We start from the raw sequence: 20,556 nt of genomic DNA, 5'->3' as shown, positions 1-20,556 counted from the left end.
GTCGGACACCGCCGAGTCGGACGGGTGGACGGGGCCTCGAATCCCCGTTCGCCGCGGGACGTGGCGTGATTCGCCCCACCGAGGGTCACCCGATCGGCGGGCGCGCGCAGAGTGGGCGCGCCCCGCACGCGCATCAATGCGCCGGGTGATGGTCTGTCAGAACCCTGGGCGGCGGGCGCCGGCTCTGGGACGGTGGCCGCCGACGGATTCGATACGGAGCGGGGGACACCGGATGGCACGGCGTTGGCTGGTGACGGGCTGCTCGTCCGGGCTCGGGAGGGCCCTGGCCGCCGCGGCCGCCGCCGCGGGGGACGTCGTGGTGGCCACGGCGCGCCGGAGCGAGACCCTGGACGGCCTCACCCGCGCCCACCCCGACCGCGTCCTGCCGCTCGCCCTGGACGTCCGCGATCCCGCGCAGTGCGAGGCCGCCGTGGCCGCGGCGGCGGACCGGGTCGGCGGGCTCGACGTCCTGGTCAACAACGCGGGCAACGGCGTGTTCGGCACGGTGGAGGAGGTGGCCGACGACGAACTGCGGGACCAGCTGGAGACCCTGGTGGTCGGCCCGTGGCGGCTGGCCCGGCTGGCCCTGCCGCTGATGCGCGCGCAGGGCGCCGGCGACATCCTCAACGTCTCCTCCCTGGCCGGCCGGATGGCCTTCCCGGGCCTCGCCGCCTACGTCACCGGCAAGTACGCCCTGGAGGGCATGACCCAGGCGCTGGCCGCCGAGGCGGCCCCGTTCGGGATCCGGGTCGCGGCCCTCGAGCCCGGCGGGTACGCCACCCGCTACGGCACCTCGCTCACCGACGCCGCCGGCCGGTCGCCGCTCTACGCCGCGTTCACCGGCCCGATGCGCGGCCTCCTCGGTGCCATGGCGGAAGGGCCGACGGTCGGCAGCGCCGAGGACTTCGCCCGGGCGGTGCTGCGGATCGTCGCGACCCCGGGCCCGCTGCCGGTGCGCATCCCGGTCGGGCCCGGCAGCCACGCGTACGTCGAGGCGGCGGCGGAGGCGGCGGCCGCGGAGCTCACCGCCGCCCGCGCACTGCTGGACGGCACGCCGTCCTGATGCCGGCCGCGCGGCGGCCGCCCCCGGTGTCCACCTCGCCGCCGGAGACGCCCTCGACCCGGTCGCCCGGCCCGTGACCAGGGCGCCGGCGGCCCCGGGGCTGCTCGCGGCGACGACCGGCGCCTCCCTCCGGTGGCACCGGGCCCACCCGACCGGTGGCAGGTGCGCCGGTCAGGTGACGGCCGGGCTGCGGCGCTCGACGAGGACGACGTCGCGCCACCGCCCCCGGTGGCGGCCGAGCCGTTCACGGGTACCCACGGTGCGGAAGCCGGCCCTGGCGTGCAGCGCGAGGCTGGCGGTGTTCTCCGGGAAGATCCCGGACTGCACGGTCCAGATCCCGGCCGCGTCGGTGGAGGCCAGTAGCGCTTCCAGCAGTGCGAGGCCGACGCCCAGTCCGCGGGCGTCGGGGTGGACGTAGACGGAGTGCTCGACGACCCCGGCGTACGCGCACCGGTCGGAGACCGGCACCACGGCCGCCCAGCCCAGCACCCGCCCGCCGCCGTCGAGGGCGACCAGGCGGTGCGCGGCGAGCCGCGAGGCGTCGAACGACTCCCAGGTCGGGGCGGCCTCCTCGAAGGTGGCGTCGCCGCCGTCGATCCCGGCCTGGTGGATCGCCCGGACCTGCTCGGCGTGTTCGGGGAGCATCCCGGTGACGGTCACTCCGGCGGCCGTCATGCGACGGCCTCGACACCGAGGTCGGCGAGCAGAGCGCGGACGCGCTGCTCGATCTCGTCGCGGATCGGGCGGACGGCGTCGACGCCCTGGCCGGCCGGGTCCTCCAGCTTCCAGTCCAGGTACCGCTTGCCGGGGAAGTACGGGCAGGCGTCGCCACAGCCCATCGTGATCACCACGTCGGACGCCTGCACCGTCTCGGCCGTGAGCACCTTGGGCACCTCGGCGGAGATGTCGATCCCGACCTCGGCCAGCGCCTCGACCACGGCCGGGTTCACGGTGTCGGCCGGGGCGGAGCCGGCCGAGCGGACCTCGACCCGGCCGGCGCCGAGTCGGGCGAGGAAGGCGGCGGCCATCTGGGAGCGGCCGGCGTTGTGCACGCAGACGAACAGGACGGACGGGACGGCGGGAGTGCTCACGGGGTTCTCCTCCGAGGCGGGGGCGGGCGGGGTTCAGCGGCCGGTGACGGCGCGGGGGTGCTCGACCGGCGGGACCACGACGTCCTCGTCGGCGACCGCGGCGGGGCGGCCGAACAGCACGGCGACCAGGGCGACGCCGGCGACCAGGCCGGCGAGCTGGGCGGCGACGAACGGCAGCACCGAGGCGGGCGCGATGCCGGCGAAGGTGTCCGTGAAGGTGCGCCCGATCGTCACGGCCGGGTTGGCGAACGACGTGCTGGAGGTGAACCAGTACGCGGCGCCGATGTAGGAGGCGACGGCGACGGGCGCGAAGTGCGCACGGCCGGCGCGGCCCAGGCCGAAGACCAGCAGGACCAGGCCGGCGGTGGCGACGACCTCGCCGAGCCACAGGTGCGGGGCCGAGCGGTCGTGGGTGGACCAGCGCACCAGCGGCTCCGCGAACATCGCGTCCGCGAGCACCGCGCCGCCGATCGCCCCGGCGGTCTGGGCCGGGAGGTAGGCGGCGACCTCACGCCCCGTCGGGCCGTCGCCGCCGCGGCGGCCGGTCCACCAGGCGGCCAGGGTGACCGCGGGGTTGAAGTGCGCGCCGGAGACCGGGCCGAGCAGGGCGATCAGCACGCCGAGGCCGAAGACGGTGGCCAGCGAGTTGGCGAGCAACCGCACGCCGACGTCCTGGGTGAGCCCGGTGGCCTGGATGCCGGAGCCGACCACGACGGCGACCAGGGCGCCGGTGCCGACGAACTCGACCGCCGCGCGGCGTACGAGCGGGGTCGTCCCGGTCATCTCGCGGCCCCCGTCGGGGCGGCGTCGGTGCGGGCAGGGGTCTGGAGCAGGGAGGACAGCTTGGCCAGGGCGGCGGGCAGGACCCAGTAGTAGACCCAGGTACCGCGCCGCTCGGAGCCGACCAGCCCGGCCTCGCGCAGCACCTTCAGGTGGTGGGAGATGGTCGGCTGGGAGACGTCGAAGGGGCCGGTCAGGTCGCAGACGCAGGCTTCGCCGCCCTCGTGGGAGGCGATGAGCGACAGCAGCCGCAGCCGGACCGGGTCCGACAGGGCCTTGAACATCTTCGCCAGGTCGGCGGCGGCCTCTTCACCCAGCGGCTCGCGGACCATCGGCGAGCAGCACGCCACCGCGTCGTCCTGGCCGAGGACCGGCAGTTCGAGATTCGACATGCGTCTATGTTGACAGCCATCTAAGCCACGAGGCAAGCTCGCTGTATCGACAGATGTCGAAACAAGACCCCGGACCCTGGGAGATCACCATGTCCCGCGTTCAGCTCGCCCTGCGCGTCGCCGACCTCGAAGGCTCCATCGCCTTCTACTCCGAGCTCTTCGCCACCGAGCCGGCCAAGCGCCGCCCCGGCTACGCCAACTTCGCCATCACCGAGCCCCCGCTCAAGCTGGTCCTGATCGAGGGCGAGGCCGGTGAGGACACCCGCCTGGACCACCTCGGCGTCGAGGTCGGGTCCACCGAGCAGGTCACCGCGGCCGCCGCTCGGCTGAAGGACGCGGGTCTGGCCACCAGGGAGGAGAACGACACCTCCTGCTGCTACGCCGTCCAGGACAAGGTGTGGGTGACCGGCCCGGGCAAGGAACCGTGGGAGGTGTACGTCGTCAAGGCGGACGCCGAGACCCTCGGCAGCCGCGACGCCGCGCCGGAGGCCTGCTGCGGCACCGCCGCCTGCTGAACCCCGGCGCCGAGCACCCCCTGACCCGCCGGATCTCGGGCGCTACGCGGAAACGCGCCTGATCCGGCGGATGTCTCACCTCCGGATCATCACGGACCGCCGGAGCGGCGAAATGCGCTGGTGGGCAGACGATTCCCACCCGTACGATCCGAGCCCCGGTCCCGTCCGTCACCCCGAAGGGAGCAGCCCCATGTCCGTGGACGCCGGCCTGTACCTGCGCTGGCCCCAGGGCCGGGCGCCGTCTGCCGAGGAGCTGGCCGAGCAGTTCGGCCTCGGCTCCCGCAACGGGTCAGGCATCTGGGGCAGGATCGTCTCGGTCGACGGCCACAGCAGGATGTGGGTCACCGTCTCCACCGATCCGACCGACCTCGTCGACCCCTCCCGCACCTTCGAGCACGGCGCCTACGACCACTGGCTCCACCTCTCCCCCTCCAAGACCGCTCCGTACCCCGAGGACACGTTCGCGGTGCTCCGCGCCCAGTGCCGGGAGATCATCGCCCGGCTGCGCCGCAGCGGGCTGGTGGAGAGCGCCTTCTACGTCGACGCCGACTGTCTGACCAGCTACTGGGCCGACATCCGGTCGGCCCTCGGCCCCGGACCCCTCCCGGCCGTCGAGCTGGATCTCTGGTGGGCAGCCGAGGCCCCCACCGCATCCACGCTCCCAGCCGCCCTCACCCCGAACCTGCACCCGGCCCCGGCCGACCCCGCTCGGACCGCCGGCCTCATCCCCGCTCTCGCCGAGGCCTCCGGGATCCTGTGGGACATCGCCCACCGCGCCGACGAACTGCCCGTCCGGCACACGGCCCGGTTCACCGGCCACCACGTCGGCCCCGAGGAGCTCGACGCCTTCTCCGACCGGCTCGCCGCCGAGCTGGCCAGACCCGGCGAGCAGATCGACGTCGCCCTGTGGGTCAACGACCGCCTGTGCCGCTACGAGGTGGCCAACCAGCCCGTGACCGACCTCCGGGTGTGCTGAGCCCGGTCCGGCGTGGCCGGCGCAGGCGGGCGATGCCGGCACCGTCTGTTCAGGGCGGCCCGGACCCGCCCCCCGCCGCTCCTGCGGACGCTGTTGGTTAATTGCTCCGCCCCGCTGGTCATCCAGCGGGGCGGAGTGCTGCGAACGACGTGATGCGGGTGGGGGCCAGGGGCTGGCCAGTGAGCCAGGCGTCGATGCGGATGAGGTTGATCGCCGCCCCGGTGAACAGGTTCTGCAGGTGGGTCTTGGCGAGTCCGCGATAGCGGGATCGGCGCATGTCGAGGGCGTTGACGGCCTGGGCGATGGTGCCCTCGACGCCGGCGCGAACGTTGTAGCGCTTACGCCACTGCGGGGTGTCCTGCTGCGGCCTCAGCCGCTGGAGGATCTCGTGCTCCGCGCGTGGCCGCAGGGTGATGTAGCGGCCGTTGGGTGAGCTGGTGCAGTCCTGACGGGCCGGGCAGGCGGTGCAGTCGCGGGCCGCGAACTTCGCCCGGACCACGGGCGTGCCCCGGTGGCTGGTGGTCTCCCGCCAGGTCGTGCTGGTCCGGCCGTTCGGGCAGGCGACGTGCCTGTTGTCCCAGTCAACGGTGAAGCGGCTGTTGTCGAAGCCCGCCGACTGCGTCGTCTGCCGGTTGGTGTCCCGGGCGAGCGGGCCCACGAGCTCGACGCGGTGGTCGCGCCAGGCCAGGTGGACCTGTTCGGCATCGACGTAGCCGGCGTCCGCCAGGTGCACATCCGGCAGCAGGCCGCGGTCGGCCAGCAAGGTGTGGATTCGCTCGGTGACCGAGAGATCGGGCACCGGCGCTGGCGTCGTGACGACGTTGGTGACCAGGTGCGGCGTGCCGGGCTCGCAGGTCTCGGTCAGGTGGGCCTTGTAGCCGCTCCAGGCGGTGTCGTTCTTGGCCCCGGTGCGGGCATCCGTCTCGTGCGGGGTCCGCAGCCGGAGCAGACCCGGCGGGACGTTCTTCATCTCCCGCCACCGCACCTGCCCGTCCACGACCTGGAACTGCTGGACCCAGACCTGCCGCATGACCTCCAGCGCGGGCAGACCCCGAAGCCCGGGCGGCGCGTGTGGGCCGCTCACCGCCTCCCACAGGGCGAAGCCGTCCTCGCCGACCTGATCCCCGTGAGCGGCGCGGGCCGCCCACCGGCTGGGGAAGCGGGTCTCCTCCGGCCGGGCCGAGTAGCGGTCGAACCACTCAGGCCGGGCAACCTCCGCCAGCCACTGCCCGCAGGTGTCCGCGACGGCGTTCAACGCCGTCCGCAGCGTCTCGACCACGAACTCCAGCCGGCTCAGGTCCCGGGTGACCGCGAGGACATGCGTGGAGTCGGTGCGCTGACGCCCTCCGCTCTTGAGCAGCCCAGCCCGCTGGGCCGCGTCCAGCAGCGCGTCGAACACCCGCTGACCCGTGTCCGACGCGGCCAGCCGGGCACGGAACTCGCTCAGGACCGAGAAGTCGAACCCGGTGTCCGCCAGTTCCAGCCCCAGCGCGTACTTCCAGTCCAGGCGCGAGCGCACCGCATGGGCGGCCTGCCGGTCCGTCAGCCCCTCGGTGAACTGCAACACGGACACCACCGCCAGCCGGGCCGGCGATACCGCAGGGCGGCCCCGGACCGCGTACAGCCCCGCGAAGTCCGCGTCCGCGATCACCACCTGGAGGTCGTCCCGCAGCCGCATCGCCAGGCACCCCTTCGGGAACACCGCCCGCGCCAGCCGAGCGGTCTCCTCCGGCACCTCGCCCAGCCCCACCCCTCGCAGCGACACCCCAGTCCCTCCCAAAACGCAACGTCGGCCTGCCCAACCCCAACGGGGTCGGACAGGCCGACGTCACGCAGCCCCCGGATTAACCAACAGCGTCCGCTCCTGCGGTCGGGGGCGGTGTCAGTGGAAGACGACGGCGTGGCCCTCGGCGATGCTCGCGACGCAGGCCTGGTGGAGCTGGCGCCAGGCGAAGCGCTCGCTCTCGAACGGTGTGCCGGCGGGGTCCTCGCAGGGTTCGGCGGCCGCTTCGGGATCGATGCCGATCGACGGTGCGATGGACGCGAGCTCGGCGAGCAGCCGTTGGCTGGAGCCCACCATCCCGGCGCCCGCGACCTGCGCCTGCGCGGGCAGGAAGAGCGGGTCCACGAAGTCGACGGGTACGTAGTAGCCGGCGTTGTCGGCGTGGCAGAGCAGGTGGGAGGAGAGCATCGAGGTCTCGTCGTCGATCTTCTCGCAGTCGCGTAGGAACTCGTCGCCGCCGACCGCCGCCGCGGGCCTCACGGCCTCGCCGAGGATGGTGAGCACCAGGATCCGGCGCAGCTGGGTGAGGTAGCCGTAGGGGAAGCCTCCGGAGAAGGCGGCGGCGGGCGGCGGGTCGGTGACCTCGGGCTCGCGCCAGGCGATGCCCTCTGCCTCGAGCGCCCGGCCGAGGCGGGCGAAGGCGTCGCGGTGGTACTCGTACCCCTCGGGGTCGTTGCGGATCTGGTCGTGGAGGAAGCCGACGGAAACGGAGAGTCCCATGGCCGCACAGCGTAGGGGCGTGCACCGACATCGCTCCCCGCCTCTCCTCGGGTTCGGAGGGGCCGGAGGCCGTGGGCCTCGACGGCGGGGGGCGAACGAGGTGCGATCCGCTTCCGGCAGGGAGCCTGGACAGGGGCTCCCTGGCCGGGGGTGGCGGGTGGGTCGGCCACGGGCCGAATGCGTCGAAGGCGTGCTGCGGTCGCCGGCCGGGGATCGGAGGTCGCGGGTTCAATCACGCTGCTGACACCGGGGGCACAGCTCGTGGCGGCCCTCGGGCGTGATCACGGTGCCCCAGCTGCGACATTCTTCGCAGCCGCGGGCCCGGTCGATGTCCGCGCGGACGGGAGGAGCGTGGGGGTGGGCTCCATGTGGCATGGGTGATCTTCCTCTGTAGAGCACTATCACTTATGCCCAGTTTGCCATGTTTCGTATAGATATGCGGCATGGATTGCAGGTGCAGGCGCAGGTGCAGGTGCAGGTACAGGTGAACCGGAACCGGGTCACCGCTCTACTGCTGCTCCCAGGACCGGTCCTCGGCGACGACCTGTTCCACCCACACCGTCTTTCCCGTGGCGGCGAACCGGACGCCCCATCGGTCCGCGAGTTGCGACACGATGTACAGCCCGCGGCCGCCCTCGTCCGTGGTCCGGGCGTGGCGGAGGTGGGGACTGGAGGCCTCGCCGTCGCTGACCTCGACACTCAGGCGGTCGGCGTTGATCAGGCGCAGGCGGCACGGCGGATCGCCGTAGCGGACCACGTTGGTCACCAGCTCGCTCACCACCAGCTCGGTGGCGTACACGGCCTCTTCGCGCACTCCCCAGTGCCCCAGCTGGGCCCGTACGAGCGACCGGGCCCGGGCGGGGGCCCGCTCGTCGGCGTCCAGGACCCAGTCCGCCGTGGCGTCGCGGTCCAGTCCGGCGGCCCGGCCCAGGAGCAGGATCACCGCTCCCGCCCGGCCGGCGTGGCCCGACGAGAGCAGGAGCCGGTCGCACTGCTCGCGCAGTGCGCGCCCCGGGGGGACGAGGCCGGCGTGCAGCCCCCGGGATCCCAGGGCGGTGTACAGGGCCGGTGTGGTGAGCGCCAGCACCGTGCCGTGGGGGACGGGCATCCGCATCGCGGCGAAGGGAGCCGTTTCGGAGGTTCCCAGCGTGGGTCCGTCCGGGAGGTCCACGTCGGCGAGGGCACCGTCGGGGGAGACGAGGACCAGGCCGGGGCTGCCGGCGCGGGCCGCGGCGAGGGTGCCGGAAGCCGGGTCGTAGACCGCGCACAGGCAGCTCGCCGTCAGCGGATGTTCCCGTAGCGGGTCGGCCGCGGGCAGCGCGCGCCGTTCCGCGGCCAGTTGCCGCGTGGTCTCGTCCAGACGGGCCAGCAGCTCGTCGGGTTCGAGGTCGAGCGAGGCGAGGCAGCGCAGCGCGGTGCGCAGCTGGCCCATCGTCGCGGCGGTGTGGATCCCCTGGCCGTCGACCTCGCCGATGACGAGCGCGGTGCGGGAACCCGGCAGGGGGATGACGTCGTACCAGCCGCCGCTGGCCCGATGGGTCGGCAGGTACCCCTGCGCGATCTCCAGGCCGGCCGCGGACTGCGGTGCCCGCGGCAGGAACCTGCGCTGCACCGTGGCGGCGACGGCGTGCTCGCGGGTGTAGCGGCGGGAGTTGTCCAGGCACAGGGCGACGTAGTCCGCGACCGTCGCGGCCAGTGCCCCGTCGTCGTCGGTGAACGCGGGGGAACCCTCCCGCCGGTACATGGTCACCAGGCCCAGGGATGCGCCCCGCAGGACGAAGGGCGCGACCAGCACGGCGACGGGCGTCGCCCCGCCCAGGGCCGCGGCGTGATCGGCGGTGGCGGGCAGCCACGCCTCGCCGCCTGCCGGCCTGACCGTGACCGGCCTGCCCTGCATCAGCGCCAGGCCGAAGGGTGACGCCGCGTCCGGCACGTGCGAGGATCCGAGCGGCCCGGTTGCGGGGCCGGTGCCGCGGAGCCTCACCGCCGTGCCGTGCAGGGCCACGAGGTCCGGCGTCGGGAAGAGCGGGGGATCGTCGCCGGTCATCAGCGCGTCGACGACCTCCACGACCACCGCATCGGCCATGCCACCCGCAAGGACGTCGGCCAGCTCCCGGCAGATGTCGACCGTCTCCAGCGAGCCACCGACCCGTGTCCGGACGGCGCCCAGAACCTGCGAGCCGGCCTCGGCGGCCGCCAGTTCCGTCACGTCCACCACGGCCGCGGCCAGCCCGTGGACCGTCCCCGCCTGCGACCGCAGCCGGAAGAACGACACCGAGTACGTGCGGGCCGGTGCCGGGGGCGGGTCGGTGAACGCCCGGACGCGCCGTTCCAGCACGGGCCGCCCGTCCGCGAGCACCGAGCGCGCCAGGGCCTCCACCGCGTCCGGGTCCTCCAGCGGGAACACGTCCCGGAGCGGGTGACCGACCAGCTCCCGGGCATCGCGGCCCCGCATGGCCGCCGTCGCCGGATTGAGGCGCACCAGCCGCAGGTCGGCGTCGAAGATGTGCAGCCCCAGTGGCGACTGGCTGAGCAGAGCCTCCAGGGTCAGCTCCCCGACCGAATCCTCCGCCGGGCTCATCGGCCGGACCACTCCCTCGTACCCGCCTCTCGGCGGCACGACCGGTTGCCCCGCCGGCGGCCCGGCACGGAGCAGCACCCGACGGCCTCGCGCTCGGTCATGGCCAACATGATTCCCGATCCATGTCCGGCCGGCGACATTTCGGGCTCCAGCGCGCCACCGTCGAAGGAGGCGCTCCAGCGCAAGCCGGTCGGGCACCGGCGGGGCGCGGTCCGCCGGCTGACGCCGGGCGTCCGGTCCCACGAACGCCCGGCGCGGATGGTGCTCCGACCCCCACTCCCCTCGTGGTGGGGGCCGGAGCCGGCCTCGGTCGCGCCGACGAGAGAGAGCATGCCGACGGGGGCGGCCGGACGGCCATGCATTAGCCTCTGGGCCTAATAGTCAACAGCGCGGCAGGTCGGAACGCCGCAGCGAACCGGAGGAAGGTCCGTGATCGAGCTGAGGTTCGGGGTCGCGGACCTCGCGAGGACCCGGTTCGTCATATCCCCGTTGGACCACCTGATGGCGGCCTCGGCCCGGTTGGGCGTCCACCAGGGAAGCGGCTCGCGCAGCGAGCGCTGGTGGCGGGACGTCCGTCGCCACGTGCCCCACCGGGCCGTGCGCTTCCTCGAGGTGGTCAACGCGAGCCCGGTCGGCGTCCCCGACTTCATGGTGGCGGACCTCGACGCCGTCCGCCGGCAGTTGACCGACGAGCTGGACGCGCTCCTCTCCGTCCCGCAGCAGGCCGTGGAGGAGGGCGTCGCGATGTTCGGCAGCGGCCCGGACGTCCCGGCCGCCCTGGCCCGGTTGCGCGAGGACGGCAGCCGGGGCCTGCGTGAGGTCGGCGACGGTGCCTGGGCGCTGTTCCGGTCCTGCCTCGCCCCGGACTGGCCCGACATCCGCCGCGCCCTGGAGGCCGACATCGCCGCCCGGGCCCGCACCGCCGCCCGCTCCGGGATCGGCGCCATGCTCGGCTCGCTCCACCGGAACGCCGTCTGGCGGGACGAGGGAGTGCTGGAGTGCACCCTCGGCGAACTGGAGGGCTCCTTCGAACTCGGCGGCCGGGGGCTGGAACTGCGGCCCAACTACTTCGTCCAGCGGAGCATCAGCCTGCTGGCCGAGCCGGACCGCCAGAGCCTGCTGCTGCACCCGATCGCCGTCCCGACCGCCGAGCCTGCGGCCCGGGCACCGGCCGCCGACGGCCTCGCCGCCGTGCTCGGCCCCGCCCGGGCCCGCGTCCTGCGCGCCATCGCCGGCGGCGCCTGCTCCACCACCGAGCTCGCCCGGCGGCTCGGCGTCACCCCGCCCTCCGCCTCCGCCCATGCCGCAGCCCTGCGTACGGCCGGCCTGATCGCCACCCGCCGCGAGGGCAAGCAGGTCCGCCACACCCTCACCGACGTCGGCCACGACCTCCTCCTCGACAACCCGCCCCCGCCGCCCCCGGCCTGAACCCCGGTCGGTGGCGGCTCGGACGGCCGTGGGTGTGGGCCCTCGCGACGGGGCCCCGGGCCTAGGACGAGGAAGCGGGTGGCAGGACGCGCCGGAGCCCGTCCCACGGGCTCTTCGCGCCCTCCGGCACCACGTGGTGGTCCTGCGCGGCCCGGGCCGCCCTGGGGCGGGCGGACGGACGGGCCGACGGACGGGCGGACGGGCGGACGGGAGCGGGACCGGCCCGGCCGCATTCGGTGCCCTCGTCCAGACCCTCCACGAGGGCAGTGCCACCGCGGGGAAGATCACCAACAGCAGCACGGGGTGCTGCGGGGGTCGGGCCGTCGCGCAGAACACCGCGCTCGGCCCCGGCCCGCGCCGCCGTCAGCGTGTCCGGGCGCGGTGAGGTCGCCCGGGGACGTACGGTCGGGGCCATGTCCACCGGCCTGCTCGCGGCGCTGCTCGCCGCCCTCCTGACCGGATCGGCCACCGTGCTGCAGGCACTCGGCGCGCGCCGGGCCGCCGTCGGCCACCGACCCGGAGAAGCGGCGGCCCTCGCCGGAACGCTGCGCCAGTGGCCCTTCGCCGTCGGCGTCGGGATGGACATGGCCGGCTTCGGCGCCGAGCTGTACGCGCTGGAGCGACTGCCGCTCTACGTGGTCGAGGCCGCGCTGGCGTCCGCCCTCGCGGTGACGGCCGTCGGCGCCTCGCGGGTGCTGCACATCCGGCTCCGCCGCACGGAGTGGGCGGGCGTCGCCGCGGTCTCCGCCGGGCTCTGCCTGCTGGCCGTGACCGCCGGGCGCGACGGCGAGGGTCACGGGAGCGAGGGGCTCCGGCTGGGCACCCTCGTCGTCGCGGTGCTGCTGCTGGCGGCCGGCTGGGCCGCGGGCCGGTTCGGCGGCCGCCGGGCCGCGCCGCTGCTGGGGCTGGTGGCCGGTCTGCAGTTCGGTGTCGTCGGGGTGGCCGTGCGGGTGCTGCCGGCCCTGAGCCCGGCCGAGCTGTGGACCGAACCGTCCGCGTACGCGGTGGCCGTCGCCGGCCTCGGCGGCTTCGCGGCGCTCACCTGGGCGATGCAGTGCGGCTCGGTGACGGCCGCGACCGCGGCGATGGTGCTGGGTGAGACCCTCGGGCCGGCGGTGGTCGGTGTCGCCGTGCTCGGGGACCACACCCGGCACGGCGCCGTCCCGCTGGCCGTCCTCGGCTTCGCTGCGGCGATCGCCGGGGCGCTGGCGCTGGCCCGCTTCGGCGACGCCGAGCAACCCGCCGTCAGTCCTACGGCGGAATCCGGCTCCTGACCGGGTCTCCCGTTCCGGAGGAGCTGCGCCCGGCGGCCCGTAACCCGGTCGGCCCGCCCCACTCGTCCGGGCGGGGGATCTCTGTCACCCGTTCGCACGGCACCGGTTGCCGGGAGCTCGAACCGGCTGTGTTCGTGTGCAAACGTGGCTCGCGCGCCCCTCGCCGGGGCGCCTCCGCGGCCCGCTCCGGGCCCGGCCTGCCCACCCGGGCAGATTCGACGAGCAGCGATGACCTGGAGGTCATGAGATGTCCGTTCGCGGAACGCTCTGCAAGTTCGCCGCGACCGCGGTCCTGGCGGCGGTGGCCACGATCGCCGTCCCGACGGCGGCCATGGCGTACGGCGGCGGGGCTCCCCAGCCGTCGTCGGCGTCCGGTCTGTCGACCGGTGCCGCGTCGGTGGGCCTCTTCGGCCCGAAGCTCAGCTGGCTGGAGGCGTTCTCCCGCTCCAACGGCTGACGGCTGACCGCCGCCGCCACCGGGCGCCCCGGCCGCACCGCGCGGCCGGGGCGCCCGCACGTCCGTGCACCCGCTCCCGCAGGGCCCGGACTCGAATCCCCGTGGAGGCGCGGTGCTGAGCTCCGGAGCACGGCTCGACGGCCGCACCACCTGGGCCGCGCGCTTCCGGACCACCGGTGTCGATCATGACCCCAGCTTCGCGCCGGTGGCCGTCGCGCGCGAGGGCCGCGACCGTCCGTGACACGAGCTGCCCGCCGCCGCGCCGGACACCGGGGGTCGGGCGACGGCCCCGGCCCGGCGGCTCCCGGCGGGACGCGGACGCCAGGATTGGGTGACCACCCCTATTGATCCCCCACTGTTCCGCAGGGCCTGCTGGAGTGGACGGGTTCCCCCCCGCCCGCCCCCACTCTCCGTTCGGAAACGCAGGTGAACGGCATGATCGACCACCTCTCCCGGCAGGGTCGGCCGTCCCGGACCGCGCTGTACCTCCGCTGCTACCCCAGCGACACCGCGGGGCTGGAGTGCCAGCACGCGGCCCTGGAGCGGCTCGCCCTCCAACGCGGGTTGCCGGAGCCGAGCTCCTACGTGGACAACGGGATGCGCTCGGGCGCCCGGTTGCCCGCCTTCGAGCGGCTGCTGCGCCAGGCCGAGCACGGCTGGGTGGACGTGGTCCTGGTGCCGGGACCGTTCGTGTTCTCGCTCGACGACCGGGCCGCCCGCGCGGCCGTCCGCCGGCTGGAGGCGCTGGGCTGTACGGTGCTCGAACTCCCCGGCCGGGCCGCCCGCGCCCGCCCGCCGGCCCCGTGCGGCGCATCCGGGCGGCTCCCGGGTGCTCCGGCGGGCGCGGCCGCTCCCGAGCCCCGCCCGCTCGGGCGACCCGCGCCCCGCCCGCTGCCGGTCGACGCCCGCACCGCGTGACCGCACCCGGGACGCGCCGCGCCACGGGCGCTGCGAGCGCCCCCGCCCCGCGGGCGCCGCACCGGCGCCCGTGCACCCGCCGCCGGTCCCGCACCACCCGGGCCGGGACCGCCGCGACCGCCTCGACCGCCCGCTCGGGCACTGCCGCCGCCCGGGCGACGCGCACGCCGCTCGGTGCCGCCGGGCGGCCGGTCGAACGGCCCCGCCCGTACACGGCGCGGCTCCGCCGCCCGCAGCGGGAACCGGGTACCCCGGGGGGCACGACCGAACGCCCGCACGGCATGATGGCCCCATGCCCTCCGCACCCCTCCTAGGCGAGCGCCGTTCGCACGGACAGGAGGGGCGCCCGTGAACCGACCGCTCGAGCCGGGGGCGCCCGGCGCGGGATTCGACTTCGTCGGGCGCCGGCCGGAACTGGCCCGCCTGACCGAGGCCATGCTCCGCCCGCCCGCCGTGGTCCTGGTCGAGGGCGAGGCCGGACTCGGCAAGTCCCGCCTGGTCGCCGAGGCCGCGGCCGGCGCCACCGCCGCTGGCCGCCGGGTGCTCACCGGCTTCTGCCACCCCCTGCGCGAGCCGCTGGCCTTCGGCCCGGTGGTGGACGCGCTGCGGGCCGTCGGTCCGCTCCTGCCGCCGCCCGACCGCATCCCGGCGAGCGCCGGCGCGCTGCGGCCGCTGCTGCCCGACCTCGCCGACCGGCTCCCGCCCCACCCGGCGAGCGCCGGTGACGGACCGCCCGGCCGGCACCTGCTCGTCCAGGCGGTCCGCGCCCTGCTGGGCGTGCTCGGCGAGGTGGTGCTCGTGATCGAGGACCTGCACTGGGTGGACGACGCCACCCGCGAGCTGCTCCTGCTGCTCGCCCGCGACATGCCGCCGGGGCTGGCACTGGTGCTCACCTACCGGGCCGAGGACCTGCCGCCGGATACCCCCGCCCTCGGCGCCGCCTACCGGCGCCCCGCCGGCGTGGGGGGCGCGCTGATCCGGCTCAACCCGCTGGCCGAGGCCGAGGTCCACGACCTGGCCCGCGCGGCGCTGGGCCCGCGCGCCACCCCGGCGCTCACCCGGGTGCTCTTCGACCGCAGCGAGGGCCTGCCGCTGGTCGCCGAGGAGGACCTGATCACCCTCTGCGAGCAGCGCGGCGGCAGCGGCCTGACCGACGCCGCGGACCTCGCCGCCGACCTTGAGCACTCGGAGGTCCCGCGCGGTCTGCGCGACGCGGTCACCGAACGCCTCGCAGGCCTGTCCGCCGACGCCTCGACGGTCACCGCCGCCGCGGCCGTGCTCGGCGTGCCGGCCGGGGAGGAGTTGCTCGCCGCCGTCTCCGGGCTCGACCGGCAGGCCACCGCCGACGGGCTCACCGAGGCCCTGCGGGCGGCCGTGCTCCACGAGAACCCGATGGCCCGCTACGGCTTCCGGCACGTCCTGGCGCAGCAGGTCGCGTACCGCCGGCTGCCCGGGCCGCAGCGCACCGCGCTGCACCGGAGGGCCGTCGAGGCGCTGGGCGCACGCGAGCCGCGGCCGCTGGTGCAGATCGCCCACCACACCCTGGCGCTGGGCGACCGGGCGGCCTGGCAGGAGGTGGCCGAGGCCGCCGCCGACCAGGCGGTGGCGCTCGGGGACAGCGGCAGCGCCGGCGCGCTGCTGCACCGGTTGCTCGACGAGCCCGACCTGGAACCCAGCCGCCGCGGCCGCGCCGCGCTCGCGCTGGCCCGGATCGCCGCCAACGGCGTCGATTCCGCGGCGAGCGCCGCGACGCTGACCGCGATCATCGCCGACCCGCGGCTGCCCGTTGCCGACCGTGGCGAGATCCGGCTCACCCTCGGCATCCTGACGGCCATCCACGGCGGCGACCGGGCCGGCTTCGCCGGGATCGAGGAGTCGCTGGCGGACCTGGAGGAGCGTCCGGCGCGCGCGGCGCGGGCGATGGTCGCGCTCGCCATGAACGAGCGGGAGGGCGCGGGCGAGCGCGCCCGGGAGTGGTTGGAGCGGGCCGAGCGGACGCTGGCCGCGGACCCCGACGAGGAGGTGGCGGCGGCGCTGCGGGCCACCCGGCTGACCTTCCTGGCCAGGGAGGGCGACCCGGCGGTGTGGGCGCTGCTGGACGAGCTGCCGCGCCGCTCGGATCAGGCCGAGATCGTCCGCCAGACCACCCGGGCGCTGTTCAACGTCGGCGAGATCGCCGTCGAACTGGGCCACGACCGCCGTGCCGCCCGCCTGCTGGAGGAGAGCCGGCGGCTGGCCCGCCAGGCGGCCATCCCGTACCTGGAGTGCTACAGCCGGATCGCCCTCGCCCGGCTGGACGGACTGGCCGGGCGCTGGGAGGGCCTGGAGGAGCGGGTCGCCGCGCTGGGTGCCGAGTTCCCGGACCTCGCGATGGCCAGTGCCGAGCAGGCCCTCCTGCTGGGCCGGCTGGCGGTCGCCCGGGGCCGGCTCGCGGTGGCGCGGCAACGGTTCGCCGAGGCGGGGCCGTACGGCGAGCGGGAGTCCCAAGTCACCGCGGCGATGCGGGCCGCGGCCGGGCCGGCCGCGCTGCAGCTCGCCGAGGGCGACAGCGCGCAGGCGGCGGCCACGCTCAGCCCGGCGCTCTCGGCGCTGCGCCGGGTCGGGGCCTGGCCGCGCGCCGCCGAGCTGCTGCCGGTCGCGGTCGAGGTGTTCCTCGCCGAGGGCGACCGCCCGGCGGCCGTGGAGCTGGTCGGGCAGGCCGAGGTCGGCCTGGAGGGCCGTGACGCCCCCGCCGCGGTCGCGGCGCTCGCCTTCGCGCGCGGCCTGCTCCTGGCGGACGCCGACCGGGCCGGAGACCACGACGGGGCCCGGCGGAGCCAGGCAGGAAGGGGCGGCGCAGCCGAGGAGTTCACCCGCTCCCGCGACCTGTGGCAGGAGATCGGCCGGCCCTACGAGGCGGCCCGGGCCGAGGAGCGGGCCGGCACGGCCCTGGCGGGGCGCGAGCGCAGCGCGGCCGGGGAGCGGATCGCTGCCGCCGAGCAGTCCTACCTGGCCCTCGGCGCGGCCTCGGACGCGGCCCGCTGCCAGCGCCTGCGCCGCGACCTGGGCCTCGGCCGGGCGGCCTCCCCGGGGCGGCGCGGCTACGGGGAGAGGCTCTCCCCGCGGGAGCACCAGGTCGCCGCGCTGGCCGCCCAGGGCGCGGCCAACCAGGACATCGCCCGAGCGCTCTTCCTCTCGCCCCGCACGGTGGAGCACCACGTGGCGAGCGTGCTGCGCAAGCTCGGCGTGGGCCGCTCCGAGTTGCGCGAGGCGCTGGCGGCCGCCGACGGCGGCGACACCGCCGCCCGCACCGGTCCGGACGGCTGAGGGGGACGCCCGCCCGCGCCCTCGGCCGGACGCGGTCCGGTCAGCGGTGGTGGTACGTCGCGCGCTCGGCCAGCCGGGAGAGGCGGGCCAGCCGCGCGAGGCGGGTCCGTCGCACGCCACTGTTGCGGCGGGCCGGATGGACCAGCCCGGGGTCGTCGAGGGCGGTGAAGTGCTCCTGGGCGTAGAGCCGGAAACGCTCGCGGCGGGTCATGTCGGCCTCCGGGGGGTTGGTGGTCGGCGGCTTCGCGGGGGGTGGGAGTCCAGCAAACCGGCCCGGCCGACAGGGGATCAATGCGTACCGCTACCCATCTCCCGCCCCTAATCCTGGGTACCGTCCGATCCCGGTACCGCCCGGACCCCCTCGCCGACCGCCTGCGCATCTGCGCATCTGCGCACCTGCACACCTGCCAGCCGCGCAGCCGGTGACGGCCCCGCAGCCGGTGACAGCCCCGCAGCCGGGGCAGCTCCGCACCCGGTGGCCGGCGCGCCGGGACGGGCGGCGGTTCGTGGCGTCCGACCGGGGGCACCATCAAGCCGCGGTCCCCCGGAGGCCCGCGGTCAGCACGGGAGGTGGGGCGATGTCCGGCGGCGGGACACCCGTGATCGAACTCCGGTCACTCACCAAGCGGTACGGCCGGACCGTCGGCATCGAGGGCCTGGACATCGAGGTCGGCGCCGGCGAGGTGTTCGGCCTGCTCGGCCCGAACGGCGCGGGCAAGACCACCACGCTCCGCTGCCTGGTCGGCCTCCTGCGGCCGAGCGACGGGGCGGTGCGCGTCCTGGGTCTCGACCCGGTGGCCGACCATCGCCGGCTGGCGCCCTCCATCGGCTACCTGCCGGGCGAGCTGCGCCTCTATCCGGAGCTCACCGGTCGCCAGACGCTCGACCTGCTCGCCGCCCTCCAGGGCGCCGCCGTCCCGCGGCAGGCCGAACTCTGCGCCCGCCTGAGCCTCTCGGGGCACGACCTGAACCGCGCGGTCGGGGAGTACTCGCGCGGGATGAAGCAGAAGCTCGGCATCGTCCAGGCCCTCCAGCACCGGCCGGCGCTCACGGTGCTGGACGAGCCGACCGAGGGGCTGGACCCGCTGGTCCAGGAGACCTTCTTCGAACTGCTCGCCGAGGAGACGGCCGCCGGCCGGACCGTCCTGCTCTCCAGCCACGTCCTGCCCGAGGTGCAGCGGGCCTGCGGCCGGGTGGCGATCGTCCGCGCGGGCCGGCTGGTGACCGTCGAGTCGGTGGCCGGGCTGCGCCGGGCCCGCGCGCGGCGGATCCGGCTCGTCCTCGGCGACGGGCGGGGCGCCCGGCCGCTGGGCGCGGCCGAGCGCTGGTCGCCGCGGTGGGACGGTCCGCGGGTGGAGTTGCTGGTGCCCCCGGACGAGGTGGTGGCGGCGGTGCGCGGACTGCTCGCCGAGCAGCCCGTCGCCGATCTCACGGTCGAGGAGGCGGGCCTGGACGAGGCCTTCCTCGACCTCTACCGGGCCCCGGGCGCCACCCCGGGCGCCACCCCGGGTGACGCACCGGGCCGGGCCTCCGCCCCGCCCGGTCCTGCCGGACCGCCTCACATTCTCGGGGACCCGTCATGAGCCGGGGGACGGTCAACCGCCGCCTGCCGCTGGTCTGGCTGGCCCTGCACCGCCGCCGCCGGATGCTGCTGGCGCTCCTGATCGGCATGGTCGTCTTCGAGGCGCTGATCGTCGTGATCACCAGCACCGTGCCGCCCACCGACCTGTTCGGCGGCGGCCGCACCCCGCCGAGCGCCTTCAAGGCGTTCAGCGGCTCCAACGGGGACGTGTCGATCGCCAGCTACCCCGGTCTGCTCGGCGCAGGTCTGACCCACCCGTTCTGGATCGCCCTCCAACTCACCGCGATCGGCGCGCTGGGCGCGGCGGCCGTCGCCGCCGACGCCGAGTCCGGCACGATCGAGCTGCTGATGACCCGGCCGGTCTCCCGCCGCCGGCTGCTGGCCGAGCGGGCGGCCGCCCTGCTCGCCGCCTCCGTCCTGCTCAACGCCGCCGCCGGCGCCACCGTCGCCGTGGGCGTGGCGCTCTCACCGGACCTGCGGGACGCCGTCCCGCTCGCCGGGGTGTTCGCCGCGGGACTGCTGGGCTGTGCCTTCGCGCTCTGCCTGGCCGGTCCGGTGCTCGCCGTCTCGGCGGTGAGCCGGCGCCGGGCGTACGTCATCGGCGCGACGGTCGCCTTCGGCGCGGTCGGCTTCGCACTCAACTTCGTGGCCCTGGCCTGGTCCCCGGCCGCGCCCCTGCGCTACCTCAGCCCGTTCCACTACTACACCCCCGGCGACGCGCTGGCCCGCGGTGCCGTCCCGTGGACGTCGGTCGCCGTCCTCGCCGCGGTGGGCGTGGCCGGGTTGGCCGCCGCCTTCCGGCTGCTGGAGCGGCGGGACCTCGCGTCCTGAGTCCTGGCCGGCCGCGGGCCGGCCCGGTGGCCGGCTCAGTCGGCGCCCCCGCGGACCGCCGTCACCACCACGGCCGTGAACCGCATGGTGAAGCGCCCGCCGAGGGCGTCGACCGCGTCCCCGGTGCCCTCCGACAGCTCCGCCATCCGGGCCGGCGGGATCCTGGCGGCGTCGCCGCCGGTGCGCAGCTGGTCCAGCCATTCCTCCCGGGTGTACGGCCGCTCCCAGTCGAAGGCCCACTGCTCGGGCTCGTCGAAGGCGCCGGACCGCCGGATGCCGTCGGCGGCCTTCGCGTAGAGCGCCGCATACCCGTCCAGGGCGGAGGCGGTCCAGGGGTTGAGCGGCGATTCGGGCAGGACGCGGCGGTGGACGGCGGCGAAGGCCTCGGCCACCTCGGGGGAGGGGCGGAAGGCGTTCCAGAACACGGCCAGCCGCCCGCCGGGGCGCAGCACTGCGGCCGCCTTCACCGCCCCTGCGACCGGGTCGACCCAGTGCCAGGTCTGTCCGGCCACCACTGCGTCGAAGGTCCGGCCCGCAGGTTCCCAGCTCTCGAAGGCCGCGACCTCGACGTCGAAGCCGTCGCGGCGGGCGTACGCGGCCATCCGGGGGTCGGGGTCGACTCCGAGCACCGTGCCGCCGGCCGCGCGGAACGGCCGGGCCGAGATGCCGGTGCCGATGCCGACGTCCAGGACCTCGGGCCCCGGGGAGGAGCCGACGATCGCCTCCACCAGCGCGTCGGGGTAGCGGGGCCGGGCCCGGTCGTAGCGTTCGGCGTCGCCGCCGAACGACTCCGCCGCCAGGCGGTGCCGATGGGACTCGTCCTGCGGGAGCGGTAAAGTGGGCATGTGCCCACTATGAG

General features: G+C 75.8%; 20 protein-coding genes. 11 read left to right on the top strand and 9 right to left on the bottom strand.

Annotated features, from left to right (window positions below; genetic code table 11):
• Positions 1-232 precede the first annotated feature (232 nt).
• The gene (locus MCM47_RS34520; RefSeq protein ID WP_238950839.1) at positions 233-1,063 is read left to right on the top strand and encodes an SDR family NAD(P)-dependent oxidoreductase; all 831 of its coding nucleotides are present in this window, start codon (positions 233-235) and stop codon (positions 1,061-1,063) included.
• A 171-nt stretch (positions 1,064-1,234) separates the two neighbouring features.
• On the opposite strand, the gene MCM47_RS34515 is transcribed toward MCM47_RS34520, so the two are convergent.
• The 4 genes from MCM47_RS34515 to MCM47_RS34500 are packed head-to-tail and all read right to left on the bottom strand — an operon-like array spanning position 1,235 to position 3,326.
• On the bottom strand, positions 1,235-1,738 hold the full coding sequence (locus MCM47_RS34515; protein WP_238950835.1) for a GNAT family N-acetyltransferase: 504 nt from the start codon (positions 1,736-1,738) through the stop codon (positions 1,235-1,237).
• Positions 1,735-2,154 (bottom strand): arsenate reductase ArsC, encoded by a 420-nt coding sequence (locus MCM47_RS34510; protein WP_238950833.1) that lies wholly within the window; start codon positions 2,152-2,154, stop codon positions 1,735-1,737. Before MCM47_RS34510 ends, MCM47_RS34515 begins: the two co-directional genes overlap by 4 nt.
• Before the next feature lie 33 nt (positions 2,155-2,187).
• On the bottom strand, positions 2,188-2,937 hold the full coding sequence (locus tag MCM47_RS34505) for an MIP/aquaporin family protein (protein ID WP_238950831.1): 750 nt from the start codon (positions 2,935-2,937) through the stop codon (positions 2,188-2,190).
• On the bottom strand, positions 2,934-3,326 hold the full coding sequence (locus MCM47_RS34500) for a helix-turn-helix transcriptional regulator (protein WP_238950829.1): 393 nt from the start codon (positions 3,324-3,326) through the stop codon (positions 2,934-2,936). The genes MCM47_RS34505 and MCM47_RS34500 overlap by 4 nt, the downstream gene beginning before the upstream one ends.
• A gap of 89 nt (positions 3,327-3,415) precedes the next feature.
• Between MCM47_RS34500 and MCM47_RS34495 the strand changes: the two genes are divergently transcribed.
• Together MCM47_RS34495 and MCM47_RS34490 are read left to right on the top strand one after the other, a co-directional pair.
• Positions 3,416-3,841 (top strand): ArsI/CadI family heavy metal resistance metalloenzyme, encoded by a 426-nt coding sequence (locus MCM47_RS34495; RefSeq protein WP_238950827.1) that lies wholly within the window; start codon positions 3,416-3,418, stop codon positions 3,839-3,841.
• Between the two features lie 190 nt (positions 3,842-4,031).
• Positions 4,032-4,817, top strand: a complete 786-nt coding sequence (locus tag MCM47_RS34490; RefSeq protein WP_238950825.1) for a hypothetical protein — start codon at positions 4,032-4,034, stop codon at positions 4,815-4,817.
• A 118-nt stretch (positions 4,818-4,935) separates the two neighbouring features.
• On the opposite strand, the gene MCM47_RS34485 is transcribed toward MCM47_RS34490, so the two are convergent.
• The 3 genes from MCM47_RS34485 to MCM47_RS34475 form a co-directional block, all read right to left on the bottom strand.
• On the bottom strand, positions 4,936-6,582 hold the full coding sequence (locus tag MCM47_RS34485; RefSeq protein ID WP_238862937.1) for an IS1182 family transposase: 1,647 nt from the start codon (positions 6,580-6,582) through the stop codon (positions 4,936-4,938).
• 117 nt (positions 6,583-6,699) lie between these two features.
• The gene (locus tag MCM47_RS34480) at positions 6,700-7,320 is read right to left on the bottom strand and encodes a hypothetical protein (RefSeq protein WP_238950823.1); all 621 of its coding nucleotides are present in this window, start codon (positions 7,318-7,320) and stop codon (positions 6,700-6,702) included.
• 508 nt (positions 7,321-7,828) lie between these two features.
• Positions 7,829-9,901, bottom strand: a complete 2,073-nt coding sequence (locus tag MCM47_RS34475; RefSeq protein ID WP_238950820.1) for a SpoIIE family protein phosphatase — start codon at positions 9,899-9,901, stop codon at positions 7,829-7,831.
• A 429-nt stretch (positions 9,902-10,330) separates the two neighbouring features.
• Between MCM47_RS34475 and MCM47_RS42760 the strand changes: the two genes are divergently transcribed.
• The 6 genes from MCM47_RS42760 to MCM47_RS43550 all read left to right on the top strand — a co-directional run bounded on the left by MCM47_RS42760 (position 10,331) and on the right by MCM47_RS43550 (position 17,284).
• Entirely contained in the window at positions 10,331-11,329 is a 999-nt protein-coding gene (locus MCM47_RS42760) for a winged helix-turn-helix domain-containing protein (RefSeq protein ID WP_308222573.1), read from the top strand.
• Between the two features lie 413 nt (positions 11,330-11,742).
• Positions 11,743-12,603, top strand: coding sequence for a hypothetical protein (locus MCM47_RS34465; RefSeq protein WP_238950818.1), 861 nt, complete (start codon positions 11,743-11,745; stop codon positions 12,601-12,603).
• A 247-nt stretch (positions 12,604-12,850) separates the two neighbouring features.
• A complete protein-coding gene (locus MCM47_RS34460; RefSeq protein ID WP_238950815.1) occupies positions 12,851-13,060 on the top strand; it encodes a hypothetical protein in 210 nt (69 codons plus the stop codon).
• A 112-nt stretch (positions 13,061-13,172) separates the two neighbouring features.
• A complete protein-coding gene (locus tag MCM47_RS42040; protein ID WP_255753196.1) occupies positions 13,173-13,301 on the top strand; it encodes a hypothetical protein in 129 nt (42 codons plus the stop codon).
• A 194-nt stretch (positions 13,302-13,495) separates the two neighbouring features.
• Positions 13,496-13,978 carry a recombinase family protein gene (locus tag MCM47_RS34455; RefSeq protein ID WP_238950813.1) on the top strand — a complete coding sequence of 161 codons (483 nt, stop codon included), beginning with the start codon at positions 13,496-13,498 and terminating at the stop codon, positions 13,976-13,978.
• A 348-nt stretch (positions 13,979-14,326) separates the two neighbouring features.
• Positions 14,327-17,284: an AAA family ATPase gene (locus MCM47_RS43550; RefSeq protein ID WP_238950811.1), complete on the top strand. Its 2,958-nt coding sequence runs from the start codon at positions 14,327-14,329 to the stop codon at positions 17,282-17,284.
• Between the two features lie 40 nt (positions 17,285-17,324).
• Here the strand turns inward: MCM47_RS43550 and MCM47_RS34445 are convergent, their stop codons facing one another.
• Positions 17,325-17,495: a hypothetical protein gene (locus tag MCM47_RS34445; RefSeq protein ID WP_238950809.1), complete on the bottom strand. Its 171-nt coding sequence runs from the start codon at positions 17,493-17,495 to the stop codon at positions 17,325-17,327.
• Between the two features lie 367 nt (positions 17,496-17,862).
• Here MCM47_RS34445 and MCM47_RS34440 point away from each other — a divergent pair, with 367 nt between their 5' ends.
• The gene (locus MCM47_RS34440; RefSeq protein ID WP_238950807.1) at positions 17,863-18,867 is read left to right on the top strand and encodes an ABC transporter ATP-binding protein; all 1,005 of its coding nucleotides are present in this window, start codon (positions 17,863-17,865) and stop codon (positions 18,865-18,867) included.
• Entirely contained in the window at positions 18,864-19,697 is an 834-nt protein-coding gene (locus MCM47_RS34435) for an ABC transporter permease subunit (RefSeq protein WP_238950805.1), read from the top strand. The genes MCM47_RS34440 and MCM47_RS34435 overlap by 4 nt, the downstream gene beginning before the upstream one ends.
• Before the next feature lie 35 nt (positions 19,698-19,732).
• Here the strand turns inward: MCM47_RS34435 and MCM47_RS34430 are convergent, their stop codons facing one another.
• Positions 19,733-20,542 carry a class I SAM-dependent methyltransferase gene (locus tag MCM47_RS34430; protein ID WP_238950803.1) on the bottom strand — a complete coding sequence of 270 codons (810 nt, stop codon included), beginning with the start codon at positions 20,540-20,542 and terminating at the stop codon, positions 19,733-19,735.
• Between the last annotated feature and the right edge of the window lie 14 nt (positions 20,543-20,556).

Origin of the sequence: Kitasatospora sp. A2-31 (genome assembly GCF_022288725.1) — a bacterium.
Taxonomy (GTDB): domain Bacteria; phylum Actinomycetota; class Actinomycetes; order Streptomycetales; family Streptomycetaceae; genus Kitasatospora.
Note: the sequence above shows the minus strand (reverse complement) of the source record. Positions and strands in the feature narration are given on the sequence as shown.